We start from the raw sequence: 24,734 nt of genomic DNA, 5'->3' as shown, positions 1-24,734 counted from the left end.
TGCGTGATTAATTCACCGGCACTTTCTTATTGCCCCGTTGCTACTCGTAGAAGGCTCCAAGAGTGTAGAAGTAAGGAATACTTTCTGCATGGGAGAACGACCATTTGGGCACATTCTCCCTGAAGTATTTCTCCCAGCCATTCTCATACAGTTTCATAGTGCGATCCCGGCGTTCGCGGAACTGCAGGTAATTTTCGTGTCGTGTCCAGCCATACATAGTGTTGTTTGCTTTAACACGTTTTGCATAGTCTGTATCGGTTTCACTGAAGCGTTGAGGCTTGGCAATAGCCGTACGCTTTACATATTCAGCTGACGTTTCCCCCACGCCTGTCCAGCGATTAATCCTGTCAAGACTGCGGCCCAGCGGTCCAGCCAGCCATTGAGTGAGCATCTTGTTGTCGTTCATAAAGAAGTCGAAAGTGAGGCTCGACGCCAGCGCGAACCCGAAGGTTTGGGCATAGGTGAATCCTGATAAAAGGCCATGGGCGTATGTTCCGACAGTGGCTATCGGACCCAATACGAGACCGGCTGTGGCCGAGGCCAGTGTTTTCACTTTTTGTGGTGTCACCCTGTGCAGCAGCGGTATCTGAACTCCCTGTCCGGAACCCATGGATTTCAGTATCTCCGGCACCAGACGGGAAATGCTGCGATACATCTGCGGGTTGGCGTTGTACTGTCGGGCAAACAGCATAGAGCCGGTTTTCAGCATAATGACGGAGGAAGCGGCTTTACCCAATGGCATGGCCAGCCCGCCCACCTCAGAGATTTGTTCAATTTCATGGTGATAGGCATATTGCCCGGTTCGATCAGGATCAACACCATAAGATTCCAGCCAATGCTGGAAAGGTGTCAGCATCCGATGCAGGTAATCACCTCTGTTGGTCAGATCCAGAAGATAGAGGAATGACATGTTCGAGAGGGATAGCTCAGCAGCCTGCCAGGTGGTGTGAGCAGCCAGCAGGGGTTTGTAGCTGGAGAAGTACCAGTTGACAGCCTGTACCAGAAAGGCCGAAGGCTTGACCCAGTAATCCGGTAGCTGTCGTTCAACCGCTGAGGCATGGGCCTGCATTAATGTGCCATGAACAGTTTCGATCAGGTCTGATTCAGATATTCCGGCAGCCTGGGCATAAGGTGTCAGGGTATCCCGAACATTGCTCAGGAAGGCTGCCGTCCTGCGGCCATTGTCAAAGGCAATATCATCAAGAACGTAGTTGGCGATGACCGCAGCTGCATACTCTTTCATGCCGACAACAGATTCTTTCATACCCGTCGGGCCAGTGGCTGTGACAGCTACAGGGTCAAAGGCACTTTGCATGAATTCCTCAACAGCCTTGTCGGACAACATCCGGACAACCTCCTTGAAGTTGAGTATATGGACGCCGTGTTTGTAGCCAAGGAAGTGTCCAAATTCATCCACTGTCTGATAACCGTCGACACCTCTGACGGCCTTCATGTAGTTCTCAAGCTCGATTTTGCTGATCAGTCCTTCCCGCAGCAGGGCCATGATCTTGTTGCCACTGGCAGAATGGCTGGCAAAGTATTCCGAGAAGCCTTTCAGATCCTCTGATTCATGTTCGACGAAGTAAATGGCTTTTTTGCCCATGCCGTGTATTCCATCGTCGTATTGTTGAGCCCCGGTTGCCATCTCATTCCGGGCCCTGCCTGCCAGAGCCTGGACTTGTTCAATGACATTCTGAGGCTGATCTTCTGCGGACTCGACAGGGGAGGGCGGGATGTTCGTCTTCAGGCTTTTGAAGACTTCCACCATCTGACTGGCCTGATAAAACGTCAGATCGTCTCCGACCGCCTGCAGGCGAATCGTTGCAAATTCATCGTTAAAATCGAAAGTCGCAAGGCAGGGTATTGGTTTACCGTTTTTGACTGCCGATTCTGCCAGGCCCACTGCGGCATCCAGAGCCTGTTGCCTGAGAGGGTGCTGCCGTATGAAGGTGTCCATATCGGTCAGAACTTTTGCCTGTCTCGGCGTGAGCTGGAAGGGGCCGCCATTATTTTCGACGGCTTCTTCTGCTGCCTTCAGGACTTTCTTCATGCTCCCAATGTCTGTTTTCCTGGCTTCAATCTCACTTCTCAGGTCAGCCCATTCCTGGATCAGTTGATTGATCTTGCCGCCACTACCATCATGCCCGCCCAGTTCTATCTTTTTTATTCTCAGGGCGCAAATCCGCTGTTCAAAGGTGTCAGTGGCGTCTGGTTTGAGACCCGCAGCCTCTTCAGCGGCGTCAAGCGCCGCTTGATGATCCACCAGAGCTTTTTGTGCTTTTGATACAGCATCATTTGCCTGCTTCAATATTAAGCCCAGCCTGTCCATTTCGTTCATATACAGGGTTTTAGCTGTCTGATCGATGTCGCCAGCATCAATCATCTCCTTTTCTTTACGATCCAGCTTCTCTTTTGCACTCCACTCTCTAATCAGTGCATTCCCCAATTCAGTGCTTTTTATGAGTTCCTGATTCACGTATTTGTCGATTTGAAGGTACTTTTTCCTGGTTAAAAGCAGTTCACCCAATACTTCATTGTCTTCGTCCTGACCAAGAGAATCTACAGAGGCTGCAATGCCAATAAAGTCATCAGCATCTGCCACTGAACCGAAGTCATCCTTTATCTGGATGACCAGACCTGTTTTGGCCTTCAGCTCATTAAAGATTTCATCCCGTCGTTCTCTACTGCATCCCCTCAGGAAATGCCTGAAGTCCTTTAATTGCTCCTCGGTGGTCTGTTCGTCACCAGCAGCCAGATCCAACTCGATCTGAACTTGTTTCATTGCCTGATTGAGAGCCATGTTCTCTTCATCCGAGAGATCCTGGATGTCAGCAGTGTGTCCCGCAAAAAATATCCGTTTACCACGAAGAGTCATCAGCCTGCAACGAGCGGCTGCCAGTTCACTTTCAGTTTTTTGTATTGTTTGCCTGGCCCTGGCTAGCTCGCGATCAAGAACATATCGGGGTTTAGGCCCCAGCCGGGCCATTTGCCTGTCAAGCTCACTCTCAATGACTGTGATACGCTCATAAATGGTAGGCCGACCTGCTATGCAGAATCCTTCATCTATCTCCCGGAGTTTTTCTTTAATCAGGTTTTTCTGCTCATCCAAAGAAACAGTAACCTTATATTCACCAATATTAAGTTGATGAGCCATTTCATTGTTTGTAGCCACTGTGAAATCTTCACTGTCAAGGAAGTCGCCTACATTTACTCTTAATGCCTGAATTTTGTCTCTTAGTGCATTCTTCTGGTCATTGAGGCTGACACCTTTTTCAAATTCAACTTTTAGATCCCTGGCTCTTGCGGCAATATAATTCTTGAGTCTTTCTCTGGCAGAAGGGTTTTCACTCGTGTAGATGTTCAGCTCCTGCTCTACAGCTTCAAGCATCTTCCTCTGTTGGCCTGAGATACGGGCATCCAAATCCGGGGTGTGGATATGAATGGCAAGACGCTCCATAAGTTTCAAGATTCTGGTTGCACTTTTTTTGCCTGCAGGCGAGACGTTTTCTTTCCAGAGGGTATTTTCCATCTCATCCAGCATGGATTCTGAGAAATCTCCGTCCTTCAGTTTTGCATAAACATTCCCATACCTTGTTGCTTTGTGAAGATCTTTGTTGACCTCGATTTTGAATATTTTTTCTACCGTTTCCAGTATTTTCAGGGCTTCTCTCTCTGCCTCCTGTCTCGCGTTTGTGATGTATGCCTGAATCTCCTCAGAAATGGCGTTACGACGGTAATACAGATCTTCCTCGCTACTGAGTTCATCCATCTTCAGGGCTTTTTCTACGGCAGTCAGTTTCTCAATGACTTCAGGCTCGGCGCCGGAGTGGCCTGATGTTTTGATGTGATGGATTTCTTTTTCCAGCTCTGCAAGCTTGAGGAGCTTGATATGTAATTCAAATTCCAGGTCGCTGAGGATTTCTGGTGAGGTGTCATCACTCAGCTCAATATCGAGCATTGTTGCCAGAAGCTCTTTTTTGGCCCTGTTGTAAGAGTCCTCTGTATCCTGTTGATTAATCGTTGTCTGAACTCTCTGAAGCAGGAGTTCATGTTGAGCAGTGATTGTTCTAAGTTGTTGTTGCAGGCGTTCATTCTGTTCACTCATTGTCTTCAGTTTTTGGAGCAGGTGTTCTTGTTGAAGGTCAGCATCTGTTCTGGTGCTCTGTTGCTGAAGAAGTTGTTTATCAATCTCGGTTTGCTGTTGAATCAGGTGTTGCTGTATGGCCTGACGACGGACTTCCGGGTCCTTTGCGTTATCTGAGACCAGACCGAGCTTACTTTCAATGTCAGTCAGAAAATTCTGGATGACTACATTGTTCGGTTCTGCTTTTTTTTGCAGGTGTCGTTGAGTGTGCTGATAGAAAGCATCCAGATCCTTGCCATTGTTCAGAGTAATACCGAATATGCTTTCAAGGGCGGCCAGTTTTGCTTTTATAGCTTTTTCCCGTGACTGTCCTGTTGTGGCAACTGTTGAGTCATCTTCTGCAGCAACCGGTTTGTCCATTTCAAGAATCTTCTCTCTGATAATTCTGGCTTGTTTTTCCAGTGGCCGGGTATCGTCCCAGCCATCAATAACCAGCTCTGCTGCGAGCCTGGTATTGAAAGCGGCTCTTTCTTTTGCGACGGCATCACGAACCTGTTTGTCAATCATTGGCATTTGATTGATGAGGTGCTGAAAGTTCAGAATGGAGTTTTTCTGTGCTTCGAGGTTTTGTTGATGTTGACGCTGAAATCTTTCTTGCAGAATGACCCCGGCAAACATCGTCCAAAGGTGTTTCCGGATGGTCTTTTGACGGTGTTCCGGAGTATCTTCTTTATTTGCAACCAGACCGAGCTGACCTTCAACGATAGCCAGTTTTTCCCATAAGACCTCATCGGTCTGGTCTGCCTGTTGACCGAGATGCTGCATAATCAACTCATAGCGGCCACCCAGACTGATTTCATTGTATGAAGTAATCCCGAGCCGGCCTTCAATTGTTGCCAGTGTTTCTTTTATAGCCTTTTCCCGAGACAGTCCTGTTGCGGTCACGGATTGTTGCAATTCATGAGTTTTTTCTCTGAGGATTATGGCTTGTTCTTCCAGTGACCGGGTATCATCCCATTTAGCAATACCAAGTATTGCTGGCGCGTGAGCGTAGCGTGCTTTTGTGGTATCGGCACCGGGATCTGATGTTTTCACTGTCTCGACGAGTTCGGCCTCTCTTGCTTTCAGCTTTTCCAGCGTGCATACCATCTCAAGCATCTGTTCGGCAATGTCGGCCATGACTTTGGAGGCAAACTCTGTGTCTTTGCCAACAGCAAAAGCCTTCATCGCATTGTGGAGTAAAAAATTCTCAATATTCTGAACAAAATTATGGTGGATCAGAAGATTTTTAAGTACAGGTTTGAAGTTGAAGTTTTTTATCAGTTGAAACTGCATCCAGGTTGGCGTGATGACTGACGAAGCGTCTCTGATATAACCCGTTGTGAACTCAAATTCATCGGTTTCATCTGGAGTGGCACTGGTTAATGCCTGCTGAAGAGATTCATAGTATCTAAGCTTCGACAGTGTATCTTGGTTCAGCTCAGCATCATTTTGTGCAGTCAACTCCTCCAGCAGCATCATTTGCCTGCTTCTGATAACGTACTGATAGCTTTTAACCTTGTCTTTTTTAATCTGTGTACTCTGGTCTTCAAATTTATTCCAGAGATCATAGTGGCTTTCCACAAAGGCGATATCGGTGGGATTCTGTTTCTGACCACGGAAAACAATAATCTCCCCCGAAACCTGATCCACTTCCAGCTTTGGATAACCCGCAGGCACAGGATAAACCTGTGTCTCATCTTCGACGTGAACAACATAGCCGACGGGTTTATGGTAAGACAACAGATGATTCAGAGCTTCCTGCTGTAAATCGTCTTTGAGAATATGAACCTGGGTATAGGCAGAGGTGGCTGCTGCCAGAAGCGCTTCATCATTGATAAAGAGCGATTGACCAAGGCGCTGCAACTCAGGAGGCTCAACACCGGCAGCGACAAGACGCATGAAGGTGCGCCCATTCACTTCAACTTCGTCTACTGCAACGGTGGCCAGAGCAACATAGTTATCAACTTCACCAAGGTTTCCTGCTCTTTCATTGGCACCCTTTAGCAATCCTGCCAGTTGTTCGGGACTGGCGATCTTTGTTAACGGATCTAATGGCTGGATGTCACCAGATTGATTTCGAATAGCCTCAATGGAGTCCAGATCGGTCATTCCGTCTCTGACTTCAATGACCAGTTTTTTTTCTGCAAGGTTATGGGTGAACCTGAAGATCCCTTCATTACCGACTTTCAGGACTTTGGTGTACTTCCGGGCAATGTCACTGTCGTCGGTTTCAAACAGATCAACACTGGAGACGCCACCCTCGATGCCAGAAAGAATGTCTGTAAAGCCTTTCGAAGGAACCTCATGCTCGGCCCTGATTTCAGTCCGGTCAGGGTAGGTGGTGGTAAAAGATTTCGGTACTGGCTGCAGGTCATCACCTAAAGTTGGCTGAACCATGACCTCACCATGGGTAAACTCCACATGCTCATTGCCCTGAATATCGAAAGACTTTGTCTGCAGCCTGCGATCCGCCAGAGTCTGTGTAGCAATGATGGAGGAGCTGATTGCAACAACTACAGCAAGGCTTAATGTATTGGGACGAGCATTTGTCATTCTACTACCTCGGAGCTGAGTACTTTTAATACCCTGAAAAGTGATGGCCACGCCAGACGAGGAAGCAGCTTTTAATGGTTCATAGCTGTCAGTGGGTCATGGTTGCAGATAGAGATCCCGATTGAGGGGCATTGCTCTTGTCATGACCGTGAACTTTCTGATCATCGCCCTTTTGCCATCTGTAAAAGGCTCCAAGAGTGTAGAAGTAAGGAATACTTTCTGCATGGGAGAACGACCATCCAGGCAAATTTTCCCTGAAGTATTTCTCCCAGCCATTCTCAAACAGTTTCATGGTGCGATCCCGGCGTTCGCGGAACTGCAGGTAATTTTCGTGTCGCGTCCAGCCATACAGGGTGTTGTTTGCTTTAACATGGCTTGCATAGGCTGCATCGGTTTCATCGAAGCGTTGGGGTCTGGCAATCGTTGTACGTTTCACATAGTTATCTGTCGTTTCCCCGACACCTGTCCAGCGATTAATCTTGTCAAGACTGCGACCCAGAGGTCCGCCCAGCCATTGAGTGAGCATCTTGTTGTCGTTCATAAAGAAGTCGAAAGCGAGACTCGACGCCAGCGCGAATCCGAAGGTTTGGGCATAAGTGAATCCGGATATAAGACCGTAGGCGTATGCTCCGACCGTGGCTACCGGACCTAGCATCAGACTGGCTGTGGCCGAGGTCAGCGTTTTCAATTTTTGTGGCGTCGCCCGGTGCAGCAGCGGTACCTGAACCCCTTGTCCGGAAACCATGGATTTCACTAGTTCGGGCAACAGACGGGAAATGCTGCGATACATTTGAGGGTTGGCGTTGTGTTGTCTTGCAAAGAGCATGGCGCCGGTTCTCAGCAGAATGACTGAAGAAGCGGCCTTGCCCAATGGCATGGCCAGTCCGCCCACTTCAGACACTTTTTCAATTCCGCTGTGGTAGGCATATTGCCCGGTTCGGTCAGGATCAACACCGAAGCCTTCCAGCCAGTGCTGGAAAGGTATGAGCATCCGGTGCAGGTAATCACCCCGGTTGGTCAGATCCAGAAGATAAAGGAAGGACATGTTCAAGAGAGACTGCTCGGCAGCCTGCAGTGTGGTGTGGGTTACCAGCAGAGGTTTGTAGCTGGAGAAGTACCAGGTGACAGCCTGTACCAGAAAGGCTGAAGGTTTGCCCCAGTAGTCATTGAGCTGCTGCTCAACCGCTGCGGCATGAGCCTGCATCAAGGTGCCATGGATAGCCTTGATCAGTTCTGATTCAGAGAGTCCGGCAGCATTGGCATAAGGTGTCAGGGTATCCTGAATATTGGTCAGAAAGGCTGCCGTCCTGCGGCCACTGTCAAAGGCAATATCGTCAAGAAAATAGTTGGCGATGACCGCTGCTGCGTATTCTTTCATGCCGACAACCGACTCTTTCATAGCTGCCGGGCCAGAAGCGGTTACGGGCACAGGAGTAAAGACACTCTGCATGAATTCATCAGCCCCCTTATCGGACAGCGTCTGGACAACCTTCCTGAACTCGGGCAACCTGACGCCGTGTTCGTAGCCAAGAAAGTGCTCAAATTCATCCACTGTCTGATAACCTTCAGCACCTCTGACAGCCTTTATGTAGTTCTCAAGTTCAACCTTGCTGATCAGGCCTTCACGCAGCAGACTTATGATCTTGTTACCAATGGCAGAATGGGTAGCGAAGTATTCCGGGAAGCTTTTCAGGTCCTCTGATTGATGCTGAATGAAGTGAACGGCTGTTTTGCTCATGCTGCGAATTTCGTCGTCGTATTGTCGGGCCCCTTTTTTCATCCCATGCCTGGCCTTGCGCACAAGCCTGAAGATTTCTTTCAGATCATTTCCGAGCAGAGCTTCGACAGGCTCTACAGAGGATTCCGGGAAGGTCGTCTTCAGGCTCTTGAAAACTTCCACAATCCGACTGGCCTGTTTAAGCGTCAGTTTGTCTCCGACCATTGCCTGCAAGTGATTCGGTGCAAATTCATCGTCAAAATCGAAAATCGGAAGGTAGGATATTGTCTTACCGTTTTCTGCTGCTAATTCTGCCAGACCCATCGCCGTTTCCAGAGCTTGTTTTCTGAGAGAGTTTTGCTTTACAAAGGCGTCCATATCGGTCCGAACTTTTGCCTGTTGCGGCGAATACTGGAAGGGACCCCCGTCATGTTTGACGGCCCGCTCAGCCGCCTTCAGGACTTCCTTCAGTCTCTCAATGTCTGCTTTCTTGATTTCAATTTCATCTTCCAGATAGGCCTGTTCCTGAACCAGATGCCGGATCTTGCCGTCAGTACCATCACCCCCACCCGTGACTTGAGTGTATTTTTTCCTGGTTAAGAGCAGTTCACCCTCGACTTCATGGGATTCGTCCCGACCATGGGCATTTGTGTAATCTTCACTGCTACGAAGCCTGTTCAGCCGACGATGAAAACCTGCCAGCTCACTTTCAGCTTTTGCTATTAAGAACCTGGCTGTGGCTGCTTCACGGTCAAGTACGTGTCGTGGTTTTGGTCCCAGGCGAGCGATCTGCCTCTCAAGCTCATCATCAATGGCTGCAATACGCTCATTAACGTCAGGCTGACCCGCTTTGAGAATTTCATCATCCAGCTGTTGGAGTTTTGCTGCAATAAGACAGTCCTGGTCGTCGATCCTGGCATCATCTTCATAATCTTTAATGTTGAGTTGATGAGCAATTTTATTGTTACAGATTCTCCTGGCACTCTCATCTTCATAGAGTTCCTCTACTCTATTCCATAATTCCTCAATTCTGTTGCTTAGAGCATATTGCCGGACAGACAGGCTGGCATCGTCTTCAAACTCTACCTCCAGATCACTGGCCAGTTTAGCTGTGAAACTTTTGCCTCTCTCTATAGTATGAGGGTTTTCATGAGGGTCGATATCCAGCTCGTTCTCCAGAACGATAAGACGACTTGCTTGTTGTTCTCTGGCTCGCTGATCCGATTCTTCGATTATATAGTTGAGACGATCACGAACTGTCATGCGTTTGATATCCATTTCCGAAGAGTTCCCTTCCAGATCCTCCCAGTCTGGACAGTCTTCCCGGCAGATCGTCTCGTGCATCCCATCCAGCTCGTCTTTTGAGATATCACCGGCATCAAGCTTTGTAAGAATCCTTTCGAGTCTTGCTGTTTTATAATCACCTTCATTGATCTCGATGTTGAGTAATCTTTCCACACGGTCCAGCATGGAATGGGCCTTTTCTTCTGACTGCTTTCTGGCCTCTCTGATGTCATGATTTATGCCTATAGAAATGAACTGACGAAGGACATACACACTCTGCTTTTGTTTGAAGTATCTACCCCCTTCCAGAGCTATTAATACCCTACGAATTGTCTCCAGTACCTCGGGCATCAGTTTGGGATGGCCGGGTGTTTTGATGTCTTCCAGTTCAATTTTCAGTTTTGAAAGCTCGGAGAGCTTGTCAATTACCTTTGATTCCATACTGGCGCGGTCTTCAAGACGGGTATCTTTGGCTGGATCAATACCAAGAACCACTGCCAGAGTGTCTTTTCTGAGTTGGGTGTAAACATCCTCTATATCGAGCTGATAACTCATTGCCTTAAGTTGTTGACGCAGACCTTCTTCCCAGGCTTTCATTGTCTTAAATGTTTGCAGCAGGTGTTCCTGTTGAGCGTCAACATTGGTATTGCTATCAAAATCCTGAATGTTTAAATGCATGGCAATGGTTGCATAACGAGCTTTTATTTCAGCATCTGTTCTGGAGTCCTCGTGCTGATAGAGTAAAAAATTTTGAACAAAATTATAGTGGGTCAGAAGATTTTTAAGTACAGGTTTGAAGCTAAAGTTTTTTATGAGTTGACACTGCACCCAGATAGGTTTGATGACTGAGGAGGCGTCTCTGATATGCCTTGTCGTGAACTCAAATTCATCGGTTTCATCTGGAGTGGCACTGGCTAGTGCCTGCTGAAGAGATTCATAGTAGGTAAGCTTCGACAGTTTATCTTCGTTCAGCTCAGCATCATTTTGTGCAGCCAAATCAGCAGCAAACTCCTCCAGCAGCTCCATTTGCCTGTTTCTAATAACGTACTGATAGCTTTTAACCTTGTCTTTTTTAACCTGTGTACTCTGGTCTTTAAATTTATTCCAGAGATCATAGTGGCTTTCCACAAAGGCAATATCGCTGGGATTCTGTTTCTGACCACGGAAAACAATAATTTCCCCCGAAACCTGATCCACTTCCAGCTTTGGATAACCCGCAGGCAGAGGATAAACCTGTGTCTCATCCTCGACGTGAACAACATAGCCGACGGGTTTTTGATAGGACAACAGCTCGTTCAGAGCTTCCTGTTGTAAATCGTCTTTCAGAACATGAACCTGAGTGTAGGCAGAGGTGGCTGCTGCCAGAAGCGCTTCATCGTTGATAAAGAGCGATTGCTCAAGACGCTGCAACTCGGGAGGCTCATCGCCAGCAGCGACAAGACGCATGAAGGTGCGCCCATTGACTTCAACTTCGTCTACTGCAACGGTGGCCAGGGCGACATAGTTATCAACTTCACCAAGGTTTCCTGCCCTTTCATTGGCACCCTTCAGCAATCTTGCCAGTTGTTCGGGACTGGCGATTTTTGTTAACGTATCTAATAGCGGGATGTCATCAGATTGATTTCGAATAGCTTCAACCGAATCCTGATCGGTCATTCCGTCTCTGACTTCAATGACCAGTTTTTTTTCTGCAAGGTTATGGGTGAACCTGAAGATTCCTTCATTACCGACTTTCAGGATTTTGGTGTACTTCCGGGCAATGTCATTGTCGTTGGTTTCAAACAGATCAACACTGGAAACGCCACCCTCGATGCCAGAAAGAATGTCTGTAAAGCCTTCAGAAGGAATGTCATAGTCCGTCCTGACTTGAGTACGATCAGGGTAAGTGGTTGTAAAAGATTTCGGTATTGGCTGCTGGTCATCACCTAAAGTTGGCTGAACCATGACTTCACCCCGGGTAAACTCCACGGGTTTATTGCCATGAATATCGAAAGACTTTGTCTGTAGCCTGCGATCCGCCAGAGCCTGAGTAGTGATGGCGGAGCTGATTGCAACGACTACAACAAGTCTTAATGCATTGGGGCGAGCATTTATCATTCTACTACCTTGGAGCTGAGTACTTCTATTACCCCGAATTGATAACCAAGCCAAATGAGGAAGCGGCTTTTAATGGCTCATAGCTGTCAGCGAGTCGTGGTTGCAGACAGAGACCCCGATTGAGGGGCATTGCTCCGATCATTACCGTGAACTTTCTGATCATTGTCCTTTGGCCATTTGTTAAAGGCTCCAAAAGTGTAGAAGTAAGGAATACTTTCTGCATGGGAGAACGACCATTTAGGCACATTTTCCCTGAAGTATTTCTCCCAGCTATTCTCAAACAGTTTCATGGTGCGATCCCGGCGTTCGCGAAACTGCAGGTAATTTTCGTGCCGCGTCCAGCCATACAGGGTGCTGTTTGCTTTAACACGGTTTGCGTAGGCTTCATCGTTTTCATTGAAGCGTTGAGGTGTAGCAACTGTCGTACGTTTTACATAGTTATCTTGCGTTTCACCCACGCCCAACCAGCGATTCATCTTGTCAAGACTGCGACCCAGAGGGCCACCCAGCCATTGAGTGAGTATCTTGTTGTCGTTCATAAAAAAGTCGAAAGCGAGACTCGACGCCAGCGCGAATCCGAAGGTTTGGGCATAAGTGAATCCTGATATAAGACCGTGGGCGTATGCTCCGACCGTGGTTACCGGACCCAGCACCAGACCTGCTGTGGCCGAGGCCAGAGTTTTTACTTTTTGTGGTGTCACTCTGTGTAGCAGCGGTACCTGAACCCCTTGTCCGGAACCCATGGATTTCACTATTTCTGGCACCAGACGGGAAATGCTGCGATACATCTGCGGGTTGGCGTTGTGTTGTCTGGCAAAGAGCATGGCGCCGGTTCTCAGCAGAATGACTGAAGAAGCGGCCTTGCCCAATGGCATGGCCAGCCCGCCCACTTCAGAAACTCTTTCAATTCCGCTATGGTAGGCATATTGCCCGTTTCGGTCCGGATCAACACCATAGCCTTCCAGCCAGTGCTGAAAAGGTATGAGCACCCGGTGCAGGTAATCCCCCCGGTTGGTCAGATCCAGAAGATAGAGGAACGACATATTTGCGAGGGACAGCGCCTTAGCCTGCCGGACGGTATGGGTTGCCAGTAGCGGTTTGTAGCTGGAGTAGTACCAGGTGACAGCCTGTACCAGAGAGGCTGAAGGTTTGACCCAGTACTCATTCAGCTGCTGCTCAACCGCTGCGGCATGAGCCTGCATCAAGGTGCCATGGATAGCCTTGATCAGTTCTGATTCAGAGAGCCCGGCAGCATTGGCATAAGGTGTCAGGGTATCCTGAACATTGACCAGAAACGCTGCTGTCCTGCGGCCATTGTCAAAGGCAATATCGTCAAGAACATAGTTGGCGATGACCGCTGCTGCATACTCTTTCATGCCGACAACCGACTCTTTCATAGCTGCCGGGCCAGTTGCAGTCAAAGTCACAGGAATAAAGGCACTTTGCACGAATTCATCAACACCTTTGTCGGACAGCAGCTGGATAACGGCTTTGAAGTGAGGCAGATTGACGCCGTGTTTGTCGCCAAGGAAATGCTCAAATTCGTCCACTGTCTGATAACCATCAATTCCTCTGACGGCGTTTATGTAATTCCCAAGTTCAATCTTGCTGATCAGTCCTTCACGCAGCAGAGCTATGATCTTGTTGCCACTGGCAGAATGGGTTGCGAAGTATTTCGAGAAGCCTTTCAGATCCCCGGGTTCATATTCGACGAAGTGAATGGCTCTTTTGCCCATGCCGCGTATTTCATCGTCGTATTGTTGAGCCCCGGTTTTCATCTCATTTCTGACCCTGTCTGCCAGAGCCTGGACTTGTTCAATGACATTCTGAGGCTGATCTTCTCCAGGCTCAAAAGGGAAGGGTGGGATGCTCGTTTTCAGGCTTTTGAAGACTTCTACAATCCGACTGGCCTGGTTAAACGTCAGATCGTCTCCGATCAGAGCCTGCAAGCGAATTGCTGCAAATTCATCGTTAAAATCGAACGTCGCAAGGCATGGTACTGTTTTACCGCTTTTGACTGCTGATTCTGCCAGGCCCAGTGCAGCATCCAGAGCCTGTTGCCTGAGAGGGTGCTGCTCTGTGAAGGTGTTCATATCGGCCAGAACTTTTACCTGTCTCGGCGTGAACTGGAAGGGGCCGCCGTCATTTTCGACCGCTTCCTCTGCGGCTCTCAGGACTTCCTTCATTCTCTCAATGTCTGCTTTCCTGGCTGCAATCTCATCTTTCAGGTGAATCCATTCCTGAACCAGTTGATGCTGCTGGCCGCCTTTACCATCACGCCCGCCCAGTTGCAGCTTTCTGTTTCTCAGGGCATTAATCCGATGTTCACGGGTGTCAGAAGAGTCTGGTTTGAGGCCCGCAGTTTCTTCAGTGGCGTCAAGAGTCGCTTTATGATGATCCAACAGAGCCTTTTCTGCTTTTGATACTGCAGCATTTGCTCGCTTCAATATTAAGCTCAGCCTGTCCATTTCGTTCATATGCAGGGTTTTAGCTTTCTGATCGATGTTGCCAGAATCGATCATCTCCTTTTCTTTACGATCCAGATTCTCTTTTGCATTCCTCTGTTGACGCCGTGCTTCCCCCAATTTAATGCCTTTTCTGTAGTGCTCATTCAGGAATTCCGCGATTTGACAGTACTTTTTCCTGTTCACAAACACTTCACCCAATGCTTCATTGTCTTCATCCTGACCATCAGAATCTGGAAAGGCTGCAAGGCTGAAAAAGTCAACAGCGTCTTCCACTGAGTCGAAGTCACCCTTTACCTGGATGCTCAGACCTGTTTTGGCCTTCAGTTCATTAAGGATTTCATCCCGTCTCACTTTTGTATTGTATCCCCGCAGGAAATGCCTGAAGTCCCTTAGTCGCTCCTCAGGGGTTTGTTCGTCAACAGCAGTCAGATCCAACTCTATCTGAACTTGTTTCATTGCCTGATTGAGGGCCATGTTCTCTTCATTCGAGAGATCTTGTAGCTCAGCGGGATGCCCCGCAAACAATATGTGTTTGCCACGTATAGTATTCAGCCTGCGTTGAGCGGCTGCCAGTTCACTTTCAGCTTTTTGTATTGTTTGTCTGGCGCTGGCCAGCTCGCGATCAAGAACATATCGGGGTTTAGGTCCCAGCCGGGCCATTTGCCAGTCAAGCTCAGCATTAATGGCTGTGATATGCTCATCAACGGTGGCAAAACCTGATTTGGGAACTTCTTCACAAAGCTGTAGGAGTTTTTGTTCAATTAAAATATTCTGGTCGTCTATGCTGGCATCATCTTTATAGGACTCAATGTTGAGTTGATGAGCGATTTCATTGTTTCTGCTTCTTCTGACATCCTCATTATCAAAGGCTTCGTCTACTTCTGCCAGTATTGCCAAAATTTTGTTTTCAAGAACATACTTGTTTTCAGACAGCTGGGCTTTTCTTCTAAGTATTACCCCCAGATCATTGGCCAGTTTAGCAACGAAAGCCGTGCCTCTTTCATTGGCCTCATCGCCTACGAACCCGTAGATGTGCAGTCTGTCCTCTACAATTTTGAGTATCTTTTTCTGTTCTATTATGGTTACTCTTTCTACTTTTTCGACATAAAAGTCAAGACTCCTCTGAAGGTCCTGGAGTTTTGTATTCCCCATTCTGCTCCAGAATGTGATGTCTTCTTTGCGGAGTGAATGCTCTATCTCATCCACCATGGCTTCTGAGACATCACCGCCGTCAAGTTTTGTTCGAACCCTGGCAAGCCTTGCTGTTTTGTCATCTTCATTATTGACTTCGATTTTGAGCATGTCTTCTACTGTTTTCAGCACCTTCAGAGCCACTTCCTCCTGCTGCTGCCTGGCTTTTTTCATACTTGCCTGAATTGCCTCAGAAATGGCGTTACGACGGTAATACACATCTTCCTGACTAATGAGGTCATCCATATCAAGGGCTTTTTCCACGTCAGACAGTTTCTCCAGTACTTCAGGCATGGCTTTGAGGTGGCCTGGTGTTCTGATGTCTTTCAGTTCTTCATCCAAATATTCAAGACTGCGGAACCTCTTATATATTGCTGTTTTCAGGGCCGGGTGTTCTTCCATCGCGCCGTCATCCAGCCTGATACGTAAAATCAGTGCCAGACCATCTTGCTCAACTTTGACGTCAGGTTCTTCCGCACAGCATTGAGCATTCAGTGCCCGGATTTTCTGAAGTAAATGTTGTTGATCTTCGTTGCGGGTATTGCCCTGGGTATTCAGTGACTGAAATCTGTCAAACAGGCTTTTTTGTTGAAGGTTCAGTATATGTTCACCTTGTAATTGAGCGTTAAGTACCTCAATTCTCCGAAGCAGGTGATCGAGTTGAACATCAATATCTGCATTGCTATCAAAATTCTGAAGGTTTAAATGTGCGGCAAGGGTTGCATAGCTGGCTTTGATTTCAGCCTCTGTTCTGGTGTTCTGGTGCTGAAGAGCCAACGGTGTTGTTTCTATAGAGTCTCCCTCAGGCTGTCCTGTTGCCGGTCCTCTTGCCGGTTCTCTTGCCAACACTGCCTGGTTGATTTCATGAATTTTTATACTGATGAGCCTGGTTTGTTTTTCCGGCGGCTGGCTATCATCCCAGTTTTCAATGCCAAGCTCTTCTGCCAGTCGGGCATTGCGGGCTTTTGTGGCTTCCGCTCTGGCATTTCGAAGTTGTTTTTCCAGCTCCGGGATTCGTTCGACTTTCTGCCGATATTCCCGTAACAGGCTTTGCCCTCTTTCCGTTGCGCCACGAAGCTCTCGAAGATCATGCTCAGCCTGATGCTTAAGCTGAAGTACTATGAGCTTTTGCTTTTCAGTGGTACTGGCTTTCCCCAACATGATCTTTAAGTGGTTGTTTACCTGGGTGAGTTTCCATTCTCTTTTCAGCTGGACTGTCAGTTTCTTTTCCCTCTCAATCAGCTGCCTGGCCATATCGCTCAGGACTTTGAAAGTAAAGCGGTCGTTGTCGTAAGAAAGATCGAGCTGTGATTCGTCGACAACGGGTACAAGACCCATAATACCCTCAACAACATTCTGATTACTCAGAAGGTCTCTCAGTTCGGGTTTGAAGCTGAAATGTTTTGTCAGTTGAATCTGCAGCCAGGTTGGCGTGATGGCAGACGAGGCGGCTCTGATGTTTTCCAGTGTGAATTCAAAATCTACTGTCGTAGTTGCCCGATCTTGGCTGGCACTGGCCAATGCCTGCTGGAGATATTCGTAGAATGCAAGCGCAGATGCCGACCGTTTATCTTCGTTTGTCAGCGTCGGCGGTTGACTTTCGCTCACTTCAGCAGCGTGCCGTGCGGCAAGCTCCTCTAACACGGCCATTTGCCTGCTTCGAATAATGTGCTGATAGCTGTTGACCTTAAATCTATTAATCTTTGCTACCAATGCAGGGGCCAGGTTATTGCCCTCAGCTTCTTGCCAGAGGTTGTGGAGCTTTTCTACAAAAGCGCTATCACGGGGATTGAGCTTCTGACCACGAAAAACAATAACCTCTCCCGAAGCTTCTGCGACTTCGAGCTTTGGATAACCCGCAGGTACAGGAGAAACCTGTGCGCCATCCCCGACGTGTACAACGTAGCCGACGGGCTTGCTGTGTGCCAAGAGGTCATTAAGAGCCTGCTGTTGTATATCCTTTCCGAAAACATGAACCTGGAAATAGGCAGAGGTGGCCGCTGCCAGAAGAGCCTCGTCATTGACAAACAGTGATTGACCCAGGCTATGCAGTTCAGGGGGCTGGTCGCCTGATGCGATAAGACGCATGAAGGTGCGTCCGTTTACTGCAACTTTTTCTACTTCAATGGTGGCAAGGGCGACGTAGTGGTCACTGGTGCCGAGGTTTCCTGCCATGTCATTCGCCGCTATCAGCAAGTCAGCCAGTTGATGAGGGGTGGCGATTTTCGTTAACGGCTCCATGCCAAATAGCCCGGGATGTTGTGCTTGAACAGCCTTAACTGAATCCTGATCGGTCATTCCGGCTCTGACTTCAATGAACAGTTCCTTTTCTTGAAGGTTATGGGTAAATCTGAAGACTCTCTCATCACCCACTTTCAGGACTTTGGTGTATTTCTGAGCAAGGTTATTTGCGTCTGTTTCAAACAGATCAACAGTGGCAACGCCACCATCAATATTATGAAGAACTTCTGTAAAACTTATAGTGGGAAGGTGCTGGTCCACTCTGTCTCGAACCTGATAAGGGTAGGTGGTTGTAAAGCATTTCGGTATTGGCTGCTGGTCAAGACCTGGAGTTGGTCGAACCATGACGTCACTCTGTGTATATTCGGTATGTTCATCCACCAGAATCTTGACAGATTTTGTCTGCAGCCTGCGATCGGCCAGCGCCTGTGTGCTAACAATGGAAGAGCTGATTGCAATGGCCACTGTAAGAGTTAATACCTTGGGATGAGCATTTGTCATTCCACTACCTCAGAGCTGAGTACTTTTATTACCCTGGAAAGTGATTGCCGTACCGGGCGAGGAAGCAACTTTTAAAATCGCTCATGGTGATCTTGAGGTTTCAGATGGAAAGCTTGATTGATGGTAATTTCTCTTATCATGACCGTCTTTCTGATCATCGCCCTTTTGCCATTCGTAAAAGACTCCAAGAGTGTAGAAGTAAGGAATACTTTCTGCATGGGAGAACGACCATTTAGGCACATTCTCCCTGAAGTATTTCTCCCAGCCATTCTCAAACAGTTTCATGGTGCGATCACGGCGTTCACGGAACTGCAGGTAATTTTCATGTCGAGTCCAGCCATACAGGGTGCTGTTTGCTTTAATACGGTTTGCGTAGGCTTCATCGTTTTCATTGAAGCGTTGAGGTGTAGAAACTGTCGTACGTTTTACATAGTTATCTTGCCTTTCACCGACGCCCAGCCAGCGATTAATCTTGTCAAGACTGCGACCCAGAGGTCCACCCAGCCATTGAGTGAGCATCTTGTTGTCGTTCATAAAGAAATCGAAAGTGAGACCCGACGCCAGCGCGAACCCGAAGGTTTGGGCATAGGTAAACCCTGATATAAGACCGTGAGCGTATGCTCCGACCGTGGCTACCGGGCCCAGCACCAGACCGGCGGTGGCCGAGGCCAGGGTTTTTACTTTTTGTGGTGTCGCCCTGTGCAGCAGGGGTACTTGAACCCCTTGTCCGGAACCTATGGATTTCACTAGTTCGGGCACCAGACGAGAAATGCTGCGATACCTCTGCGGGTTGGCGTTGTACTGTCGGGCAAACAGCATAGAGCCGGTTCTCAGCAGAATGACGGAGGAAGCGGCTTTACCCAATGGCATGGCCAGCCCGCCCACTTCAGTGACTTGTTCAAGGTCGCTGTGGTAGGCATATTGCCCGGTTCGGCCAAGATCAACACCATAGCCTTCCAGCCAGTGCTGGAAAGGTGTCAGCACCCGATGCAGGTAATCCCCCCGGTTGGTCAGATCCAGAAGATAGAGGAACGACATATTTGCCAGGGACAGCGCGGCAGCCTGCCAGGCGGTACGGGTTGCCAGTAGCGGTTTGTAGCTGGAGAAGTACCAGGTGACAGCCTGTACCAGAGAGGTTGAAGGTTTGACCCAGTACTCATTGAGCTGCTGCTCAACTGCTGCGGCATGAGCCTGTTTCAATGTGCCATGGATAGCCTTGATCAGTTCTGATTCAGAGAGTCCGGCAGCATTGGCATAAGGTGTCAGGGTCTCCTGAACATTGGCCAGAAACGCTGCTGTCCTGCGGCCATTGTCAAAGGCAATATCGTCAAGAACATAGTTGGCGATGACCGCAACGGCGTACTCTTTCATGTCGGCAACCGACTCTTTCATAGCTGCCGGGCCAGTCGCAGTCAAAGTCACAGGAGTAAAGGTACTTTGCACGAATTCATCAACACCCTTGTCGGAAAGCATCTGGATAACGGCTTTGAAGTGAGGCAGATTGATGCCGTGTTTGTAGCCAAGGAAATGTTCAAATTCGTCCACTGTCTGATAACCATCAATTCCTCTGACGGCCTTTATGTAGTTCTCAAGTTCAATCTTGCTGATCAGTCCCTCACGCAGCAGAGCTATGATCTTGTTGCCACTGGTAGAATAGGTTGCCAAATATTCCGAGAAACCTTTCAGATCCCCAGATTCATGTTCGACGAAGTGAATAGCTCTTTTGCCCATGTCGCGTATTTCATCGTCGTATTCCTGAGCCCCGGTTTTCATCTCATTCCTGGCCCTGTCTGCCAGAGCCTGAACTTGTTCAATGACATTCTGAGGCTGATCTTCAACAGGCTCAAAAGGGAAGGGCGGGAAGCTCGTCTTCAGGCTTTTGAAGACTTCTACAATCCGACTGGCCTGATTAAACGTCAGATCGTCTCCGACCAGTGCCTGCAAGCGAATGGGTGCAAATTCATCGTTAAAATCGAACGTCGCAAGGCTGGGTATTGTTTTACCGTTTTTGACTGCTGATTCTGCCAGGCCCAGTGCGGCGTCCAGGGCCAGTTGCCAGAGAGGGTGCTGCTCTGTGAAGGTGTTCATATCGGCCAGAACCTTGACCTGTTTCGGTGAGAACTGGAAGGGACCGCCATCATTTTCCACAGCTTCCTCTGCAGCCCTCAGGACTTCCTTCATTCTCTCAATGTCTGCTTTCCTGGCTCCAATCTCATCTTGCAGGTGAATCCATTCCTGAACCAGTTGATGATGCTTGCCACCTTTACCATCACGCCCACCCAGTTGCAGCTTTTTGTTTCTCAGAGCATTAATCCGGTGTTCACGGGTGTCAGAAGAGTCCGGTTTGAGGCCCGCAGTTTCTTCAGTGGCGTCAAGACTCGCTTTATGATGATCCAACAGAGCCTTTACTGCTTTTGATACGGCATCATTTGCCTGCTTCGATATTAAGCCCAGCCTCTCCATTTCGTCCATATGCAGGGTTTTAGCTTTCTGATCGATGTCGCCAGAATCGATCATCTCCTTTACTTTACGATCCAGATTCTCTTTTGCATTCCTCTGTTCAAGCCGTGCTTCCCCCAGTTTAATGTTTTTTCTGTAGTGCTCATTCAGGAATTCCACGATTTGACAGTACTTTTTCCTGTTTATAAACACTTCACCCGATACTTCATTGTCTTCGTCCTGACCATCAGAATCTGGAAAGGCTGCCAGGCTGAAAAAGTCTACAGCGCCTGCCACGGAATCGAAGTCACTCTTTATCTGGATGCTCAGACCTGTTTTGGCCTTCAGTTCATTAAGGATTTCACCCCGTCTCTCTGTATTGTATCCCCGCAGGAAGTGCCTGAAGTCCCTCAGTCGCTCCTCAGGGGTTTGTTCGTCAACAGCAGCCAGATCCAACTCTATCTGAATTTGTTTCATTGCCTGATTGAGGGCCATGTTCTCTTCATTCGAGAGATCTTGTAGCTCAGCGGGACGCCCCGCAAACAATATGTGTTTGCCACGTATAGTATTCAGCCTGCGTTGAGCGGCTGCCAGTTCACTTTCAGCTCTTTGTATTGTTTGTCTGGCGCTGGTTAACTCGCGATCAAGAACATATCGGGGTTTAGGTCCCAGGCGAGCCATTTGCCTGTCAAGCTCAGCATTAATGGCTGTGATATGCTCATCATCGGTGATAACACCTGCCTTGAGAACTTCTTCATAAAGCTCCTGGAGTCTTTCTTTAATTAAAATGTTCTGGTCGTCTATAGCGGCGTCATCTTTATAGGAATCAATGCTGAGTTGATGAGCGATTTCATTGTTTCTGCTTCTTCTGGCATCCTCATTTCTTCTGACATCCGCATTGTCACAGGCTTGGTCTACTTCCGTCATTAATGCCAAAATTTTGTTTTCAAGAACATCCTTGTTTTCAGGCAGGTAGGCTTTCCTTCTAAGTAATACCCCCAAATCATTGGCCAGTTTAGTAACGAAAGCCGTGCCTCTTTCATCAGCCTCTTCGCGTACAAAGTCGAAGATGTGCAGCTTGCCCTCTACAATTTTGAGTGTACTTATCAGTCGTATTCTGGCCACGCTCTTCATCGCTTCGACATAAAAGTCAAGGCTCCTTTGAAGATCCTGAAGTTTTGTGTTCCCTGTTCTGCTCCGGAATGTGATGTCTTCTTTGCGGAGTGAATGCTCTATCTCTTCCACCATGGCTTCTGAGACATCAACGCTGTCAAGTTTTGTTCGAACCCTGGCAAGCCTTGCTGTTTTGTCATCTTCATTATTGACTTCGATGTTGAGCATTTCTTCTACTGCTTTCAGCAATTTCTGAGCCACTTCCTCCTCTCGCTGCCTGACCTTTGCCAGACGTGCCTGAATTGCCTCAGAAATGGCGTGACGACGGTAATACACATCTTCCTGACTAATGAGGTCATCCATATCAAGGGCTTTTTCCACGTCTGACAGTTTCTCAAGTATTACAGGCATGACTTTGGGGTGGCCTGGTGTTCTGATGTCTTTCAGTTCTTCATCTAAATATTCAAGACTGCGGAACCTCTTATACATGGCTGTTTTCAGGGCAGGGTGTTCTTCCATCGTGCTGTCATCCAGCCTGATACCTAAAATCAGTGCCAGACCATCCTGCCCGGTTTTGACGTCAGGTTCTTCTGGACAACATTGAGTATTCAGTGCCTGGATTTTCTGAAGCAAATGTTGTTGATCTTCGTCGAGGGGATTGCCCTGGGTATTCAGTGACTGAAATCTGTCAAACAGGCTTTTTTGTTGAAGATTCAGTCTATGTTTACCCTGTAATTGAGCATTCAGTACCTCAATTCTTCGAAGCAGGTGATCGAGCTGAACGTCAATATCCGCATTGCTATCAAAATCCTGCAGGTTTAAATGTGCGGCAATGGTTGTATAGCTGGCTTTGATTTCAGCCTCTGTACTGGTGCTCTGGTGCTCAAGAGCCGCCAGTGTTGTTTCTATAGAATCTTCCTCAGGCCTTCCTGTTGCCGGTCCTCTTGCCAACAATGCCTGGTTGATTTCATGAATTTTTATACTGATGAGTCTGGTTTGTTTTTCTAGCAGCTGACTATCATCCCAATTTTTAATGCCAAGCTCTTTTGCCAGCTGGGTGTTGCGGGCTTTTGTGGCTTCGGCTCTGGCATTTCGAATTTGTTTTTCCAGCTCCGGGATTTCGTCGACTTTCTGACTGAGTTCCCATAACAGGCTTCGCTCTTTGTCCGTTGCGTCATGATGCTCTCGAATATCATGCTCAGACTGATATTTAAGCTGAAGTACTATGAGCTTTTGCTTTTCAATGGCAGTGGCTTTGCCCAACATGATCCTTAAGTGGTTGTTAATCCGGGTGAGTTTGCGTTCCCTTTTCAGCTGGTCAGTCAGTAGGCTTTCCCTCTCAATCAGCTGCCTGGCCATGTTGCTCAGAACTTTGAAAGCAAAGCGGTCGTTGTCGTAAGAAACATCGGGCGGTGATTCGTCGACAACGGGTACAAGACCCATAATATCCTGAACAACATTCTGATTACTCAGAAGGTCTCTCAGTACGGGTTTGAAGCTGAAGTGTTTTGTCAGTTGAATCTGCAACCAGGTTGGTGTGATGACGGACGAGGCGGCTCTGATCTTTTCAAGTGTGAACTCAAATTCTATTTCCGTGATTGCCCGATCTTTACTGACACTGTGCAATGCCTGCTGGAAATATTCGTAGAATGCAAGCGCAGATGCCGACAGTTTATCTTCGTTTGTCAGCGTCGGCGGTTGACTTTCGGTCACTTCAGCACCGTGCCGTGCAGCAAACTCCTCTAACACTGCCATCTGCCTGCTTCGAATAACGTGCCGGTAGCTTGTGACCTTAAATACATTAATCTTTGTTGCCAATGCAGGAGCCAGGTTATTGCCCTCGGCTTCTTGCCAGAGGCTGCGGAGCTTTTCTACAAAGGCGGTATCATGGGGATTCAGCTTCTGACCACGAAAAACAATAACCTCCCCCGGAGCTTCTGCGACTTCCAGCTTTGGATAACCCGCAGGTACAGGAGAAACCTGTGCGCCATCCCCGACGAGTACAACATAGCCGACGGGCTTGCTGTGTGCCATCAGTTCATTAAGAGCCTGCTGTTGTAAATCCTTTCCGAAAACATGAACCTGGAAATAGGCAGAGGTGGCCGCTGCCAGAAGAGCCTCGTCATTGACAAACAGTGATTGACCCAGACTATGCAGTTCAGGGGGCTGGTCGCCTGATGCGATAAGACGCATGAAGGTGCGCCCGTTCACTTTAACTTTTTCTACTTCAATGGTGGCAAGGGCGACGTAGTGGTCACTGGTGCCGAGGTTTCCTGCCATGTCATTAGCCACTATCAGCAAGTCAGCCAGTTGATGAGGGGTGACGATTTTCGTTAACGGCCCCATGCCAGATAGCCCGGGATATTGTGCTTGAACAGCCTTAACTGAATCCTGATCGGTCATTCCGGCTCTGACTTCAATGAATAATTCCTTTTCATCAAGGCTATGGGTAAATCTGAAGATGCCCTCATCACCCATCTTAAGAACTTTGGTGTATTTCTGAGCAATGTTGTTTTCGTCTGTTTCGAACAGATCAACAGTGGCAACGCTACCATCAATCATACTAAGAACTTCTGTAAAACTTACAGTGGGAAGAGCAAGGTCCACCTTGTTTTGAACCTGATAAGGGTAGGTGGTTGTAAAGCATTTCGGTATTGGCTGCCCGTCAGGCCCGGGAGTTGGTCGAACCATGACTTCACTATGGATATACTCGGCTTGTTCATTGGCCAGAATCTTGACAGATTTTGTCTGCAGCTTACGATCGGCCAGTGCCCGTGTGCCAATAATGGAAGAGCTGATTGCAATGGCCACTGCAAGACTTAATACCTTGGGGTGAGCATTTGTCATTCCACTACCTCAGCGCTGAGTACTTTTATTACCGTGAAAAGTGATTGCCGTAAAGAGTGAGCAAGCAACTTTTAAAATTGCTCATGGTGATCTTGAGGTTTCAGATGGAAAGCTTGATTGATGGTAATTTCTCTTATCATGACCGTCTTTCTGATCA

The 24,734-nt window shown here is 48.0% G+C and carries 4 protein-coding genes; all 4 read right to left on the bottom strand.

Annotated features, from left to right (window positions below):
• Nucleotides 1–40: 40 nt before the first annotated feature.
• Nucleotides 41–6,679, bottom strand: a complete 6,639-nt coding sequence (locus ACO6VG_RS23995) for a hypothetical protein (protein WP_422475977.1) — start codon at nucleotides 6,677–6,679, stop codon at nucleotides 41–43.
• Nucleotides 6,680–6,767: 88 nt separating this feature from the next.
• Nucleotides 6,768–11,777 carry a hypothetical protein gene (locus ACO6VG_RS23990; RefSeq protein ID WP_422475975.1) on the bottom strand — a complete coding sequence of 1,670 codons (5,010 nt, stop codon included), beginning with the start codon at nucleotides 11,775–11,777 and terminating at the stop codon, nucleotides 6,768–6,770.
• An 86-nt stretch (nucleotides 11,778–11,863) separates the two neighbouring features.
• Nucleotides 11,864–18,178: a hypothetical protein gene (locus tag ACO6VG_RS23985; protein ID WP_422475973.1), complete on the bottom strand. Its 6,315-nt coding sequence runs from the start codon at nucleotides 18,176–18,178 to the stop codon at nucleotides 11,864–11,866.
• Nucleotides 18,179–18,259: 81 nt separating this feature from the next.
• Nucleotides 18,260–24,577: a hypothetical protein gene (locus ACO6VG_RS23980; protein ID WP_422475971.1), complete on the bottom strand. Its 6,318-nt coding sequence runs from the start codon at nucleotides 24,575–24,577 to the stop codon at nucleotides 18,260–18,262.
• Nucleotides 24,578–24,734 lie beyond the last annotated feature (157 nt).

This window comes from Endozoicomonas sp. ALB032 (genome assembly GCF_049310125.1).
Classification (GTDB): Bacteria; Pseudomonadota; Gammaproteobacteria; order Pseudomonadales; family Endozoicomonadaceae; genus Endozoicomonas_A.
The sequence above is the reverse complement of the archived record's forward strand: the minus strand, read 5'-3'. Positions and strand labels throughout refer to the sequence as shown.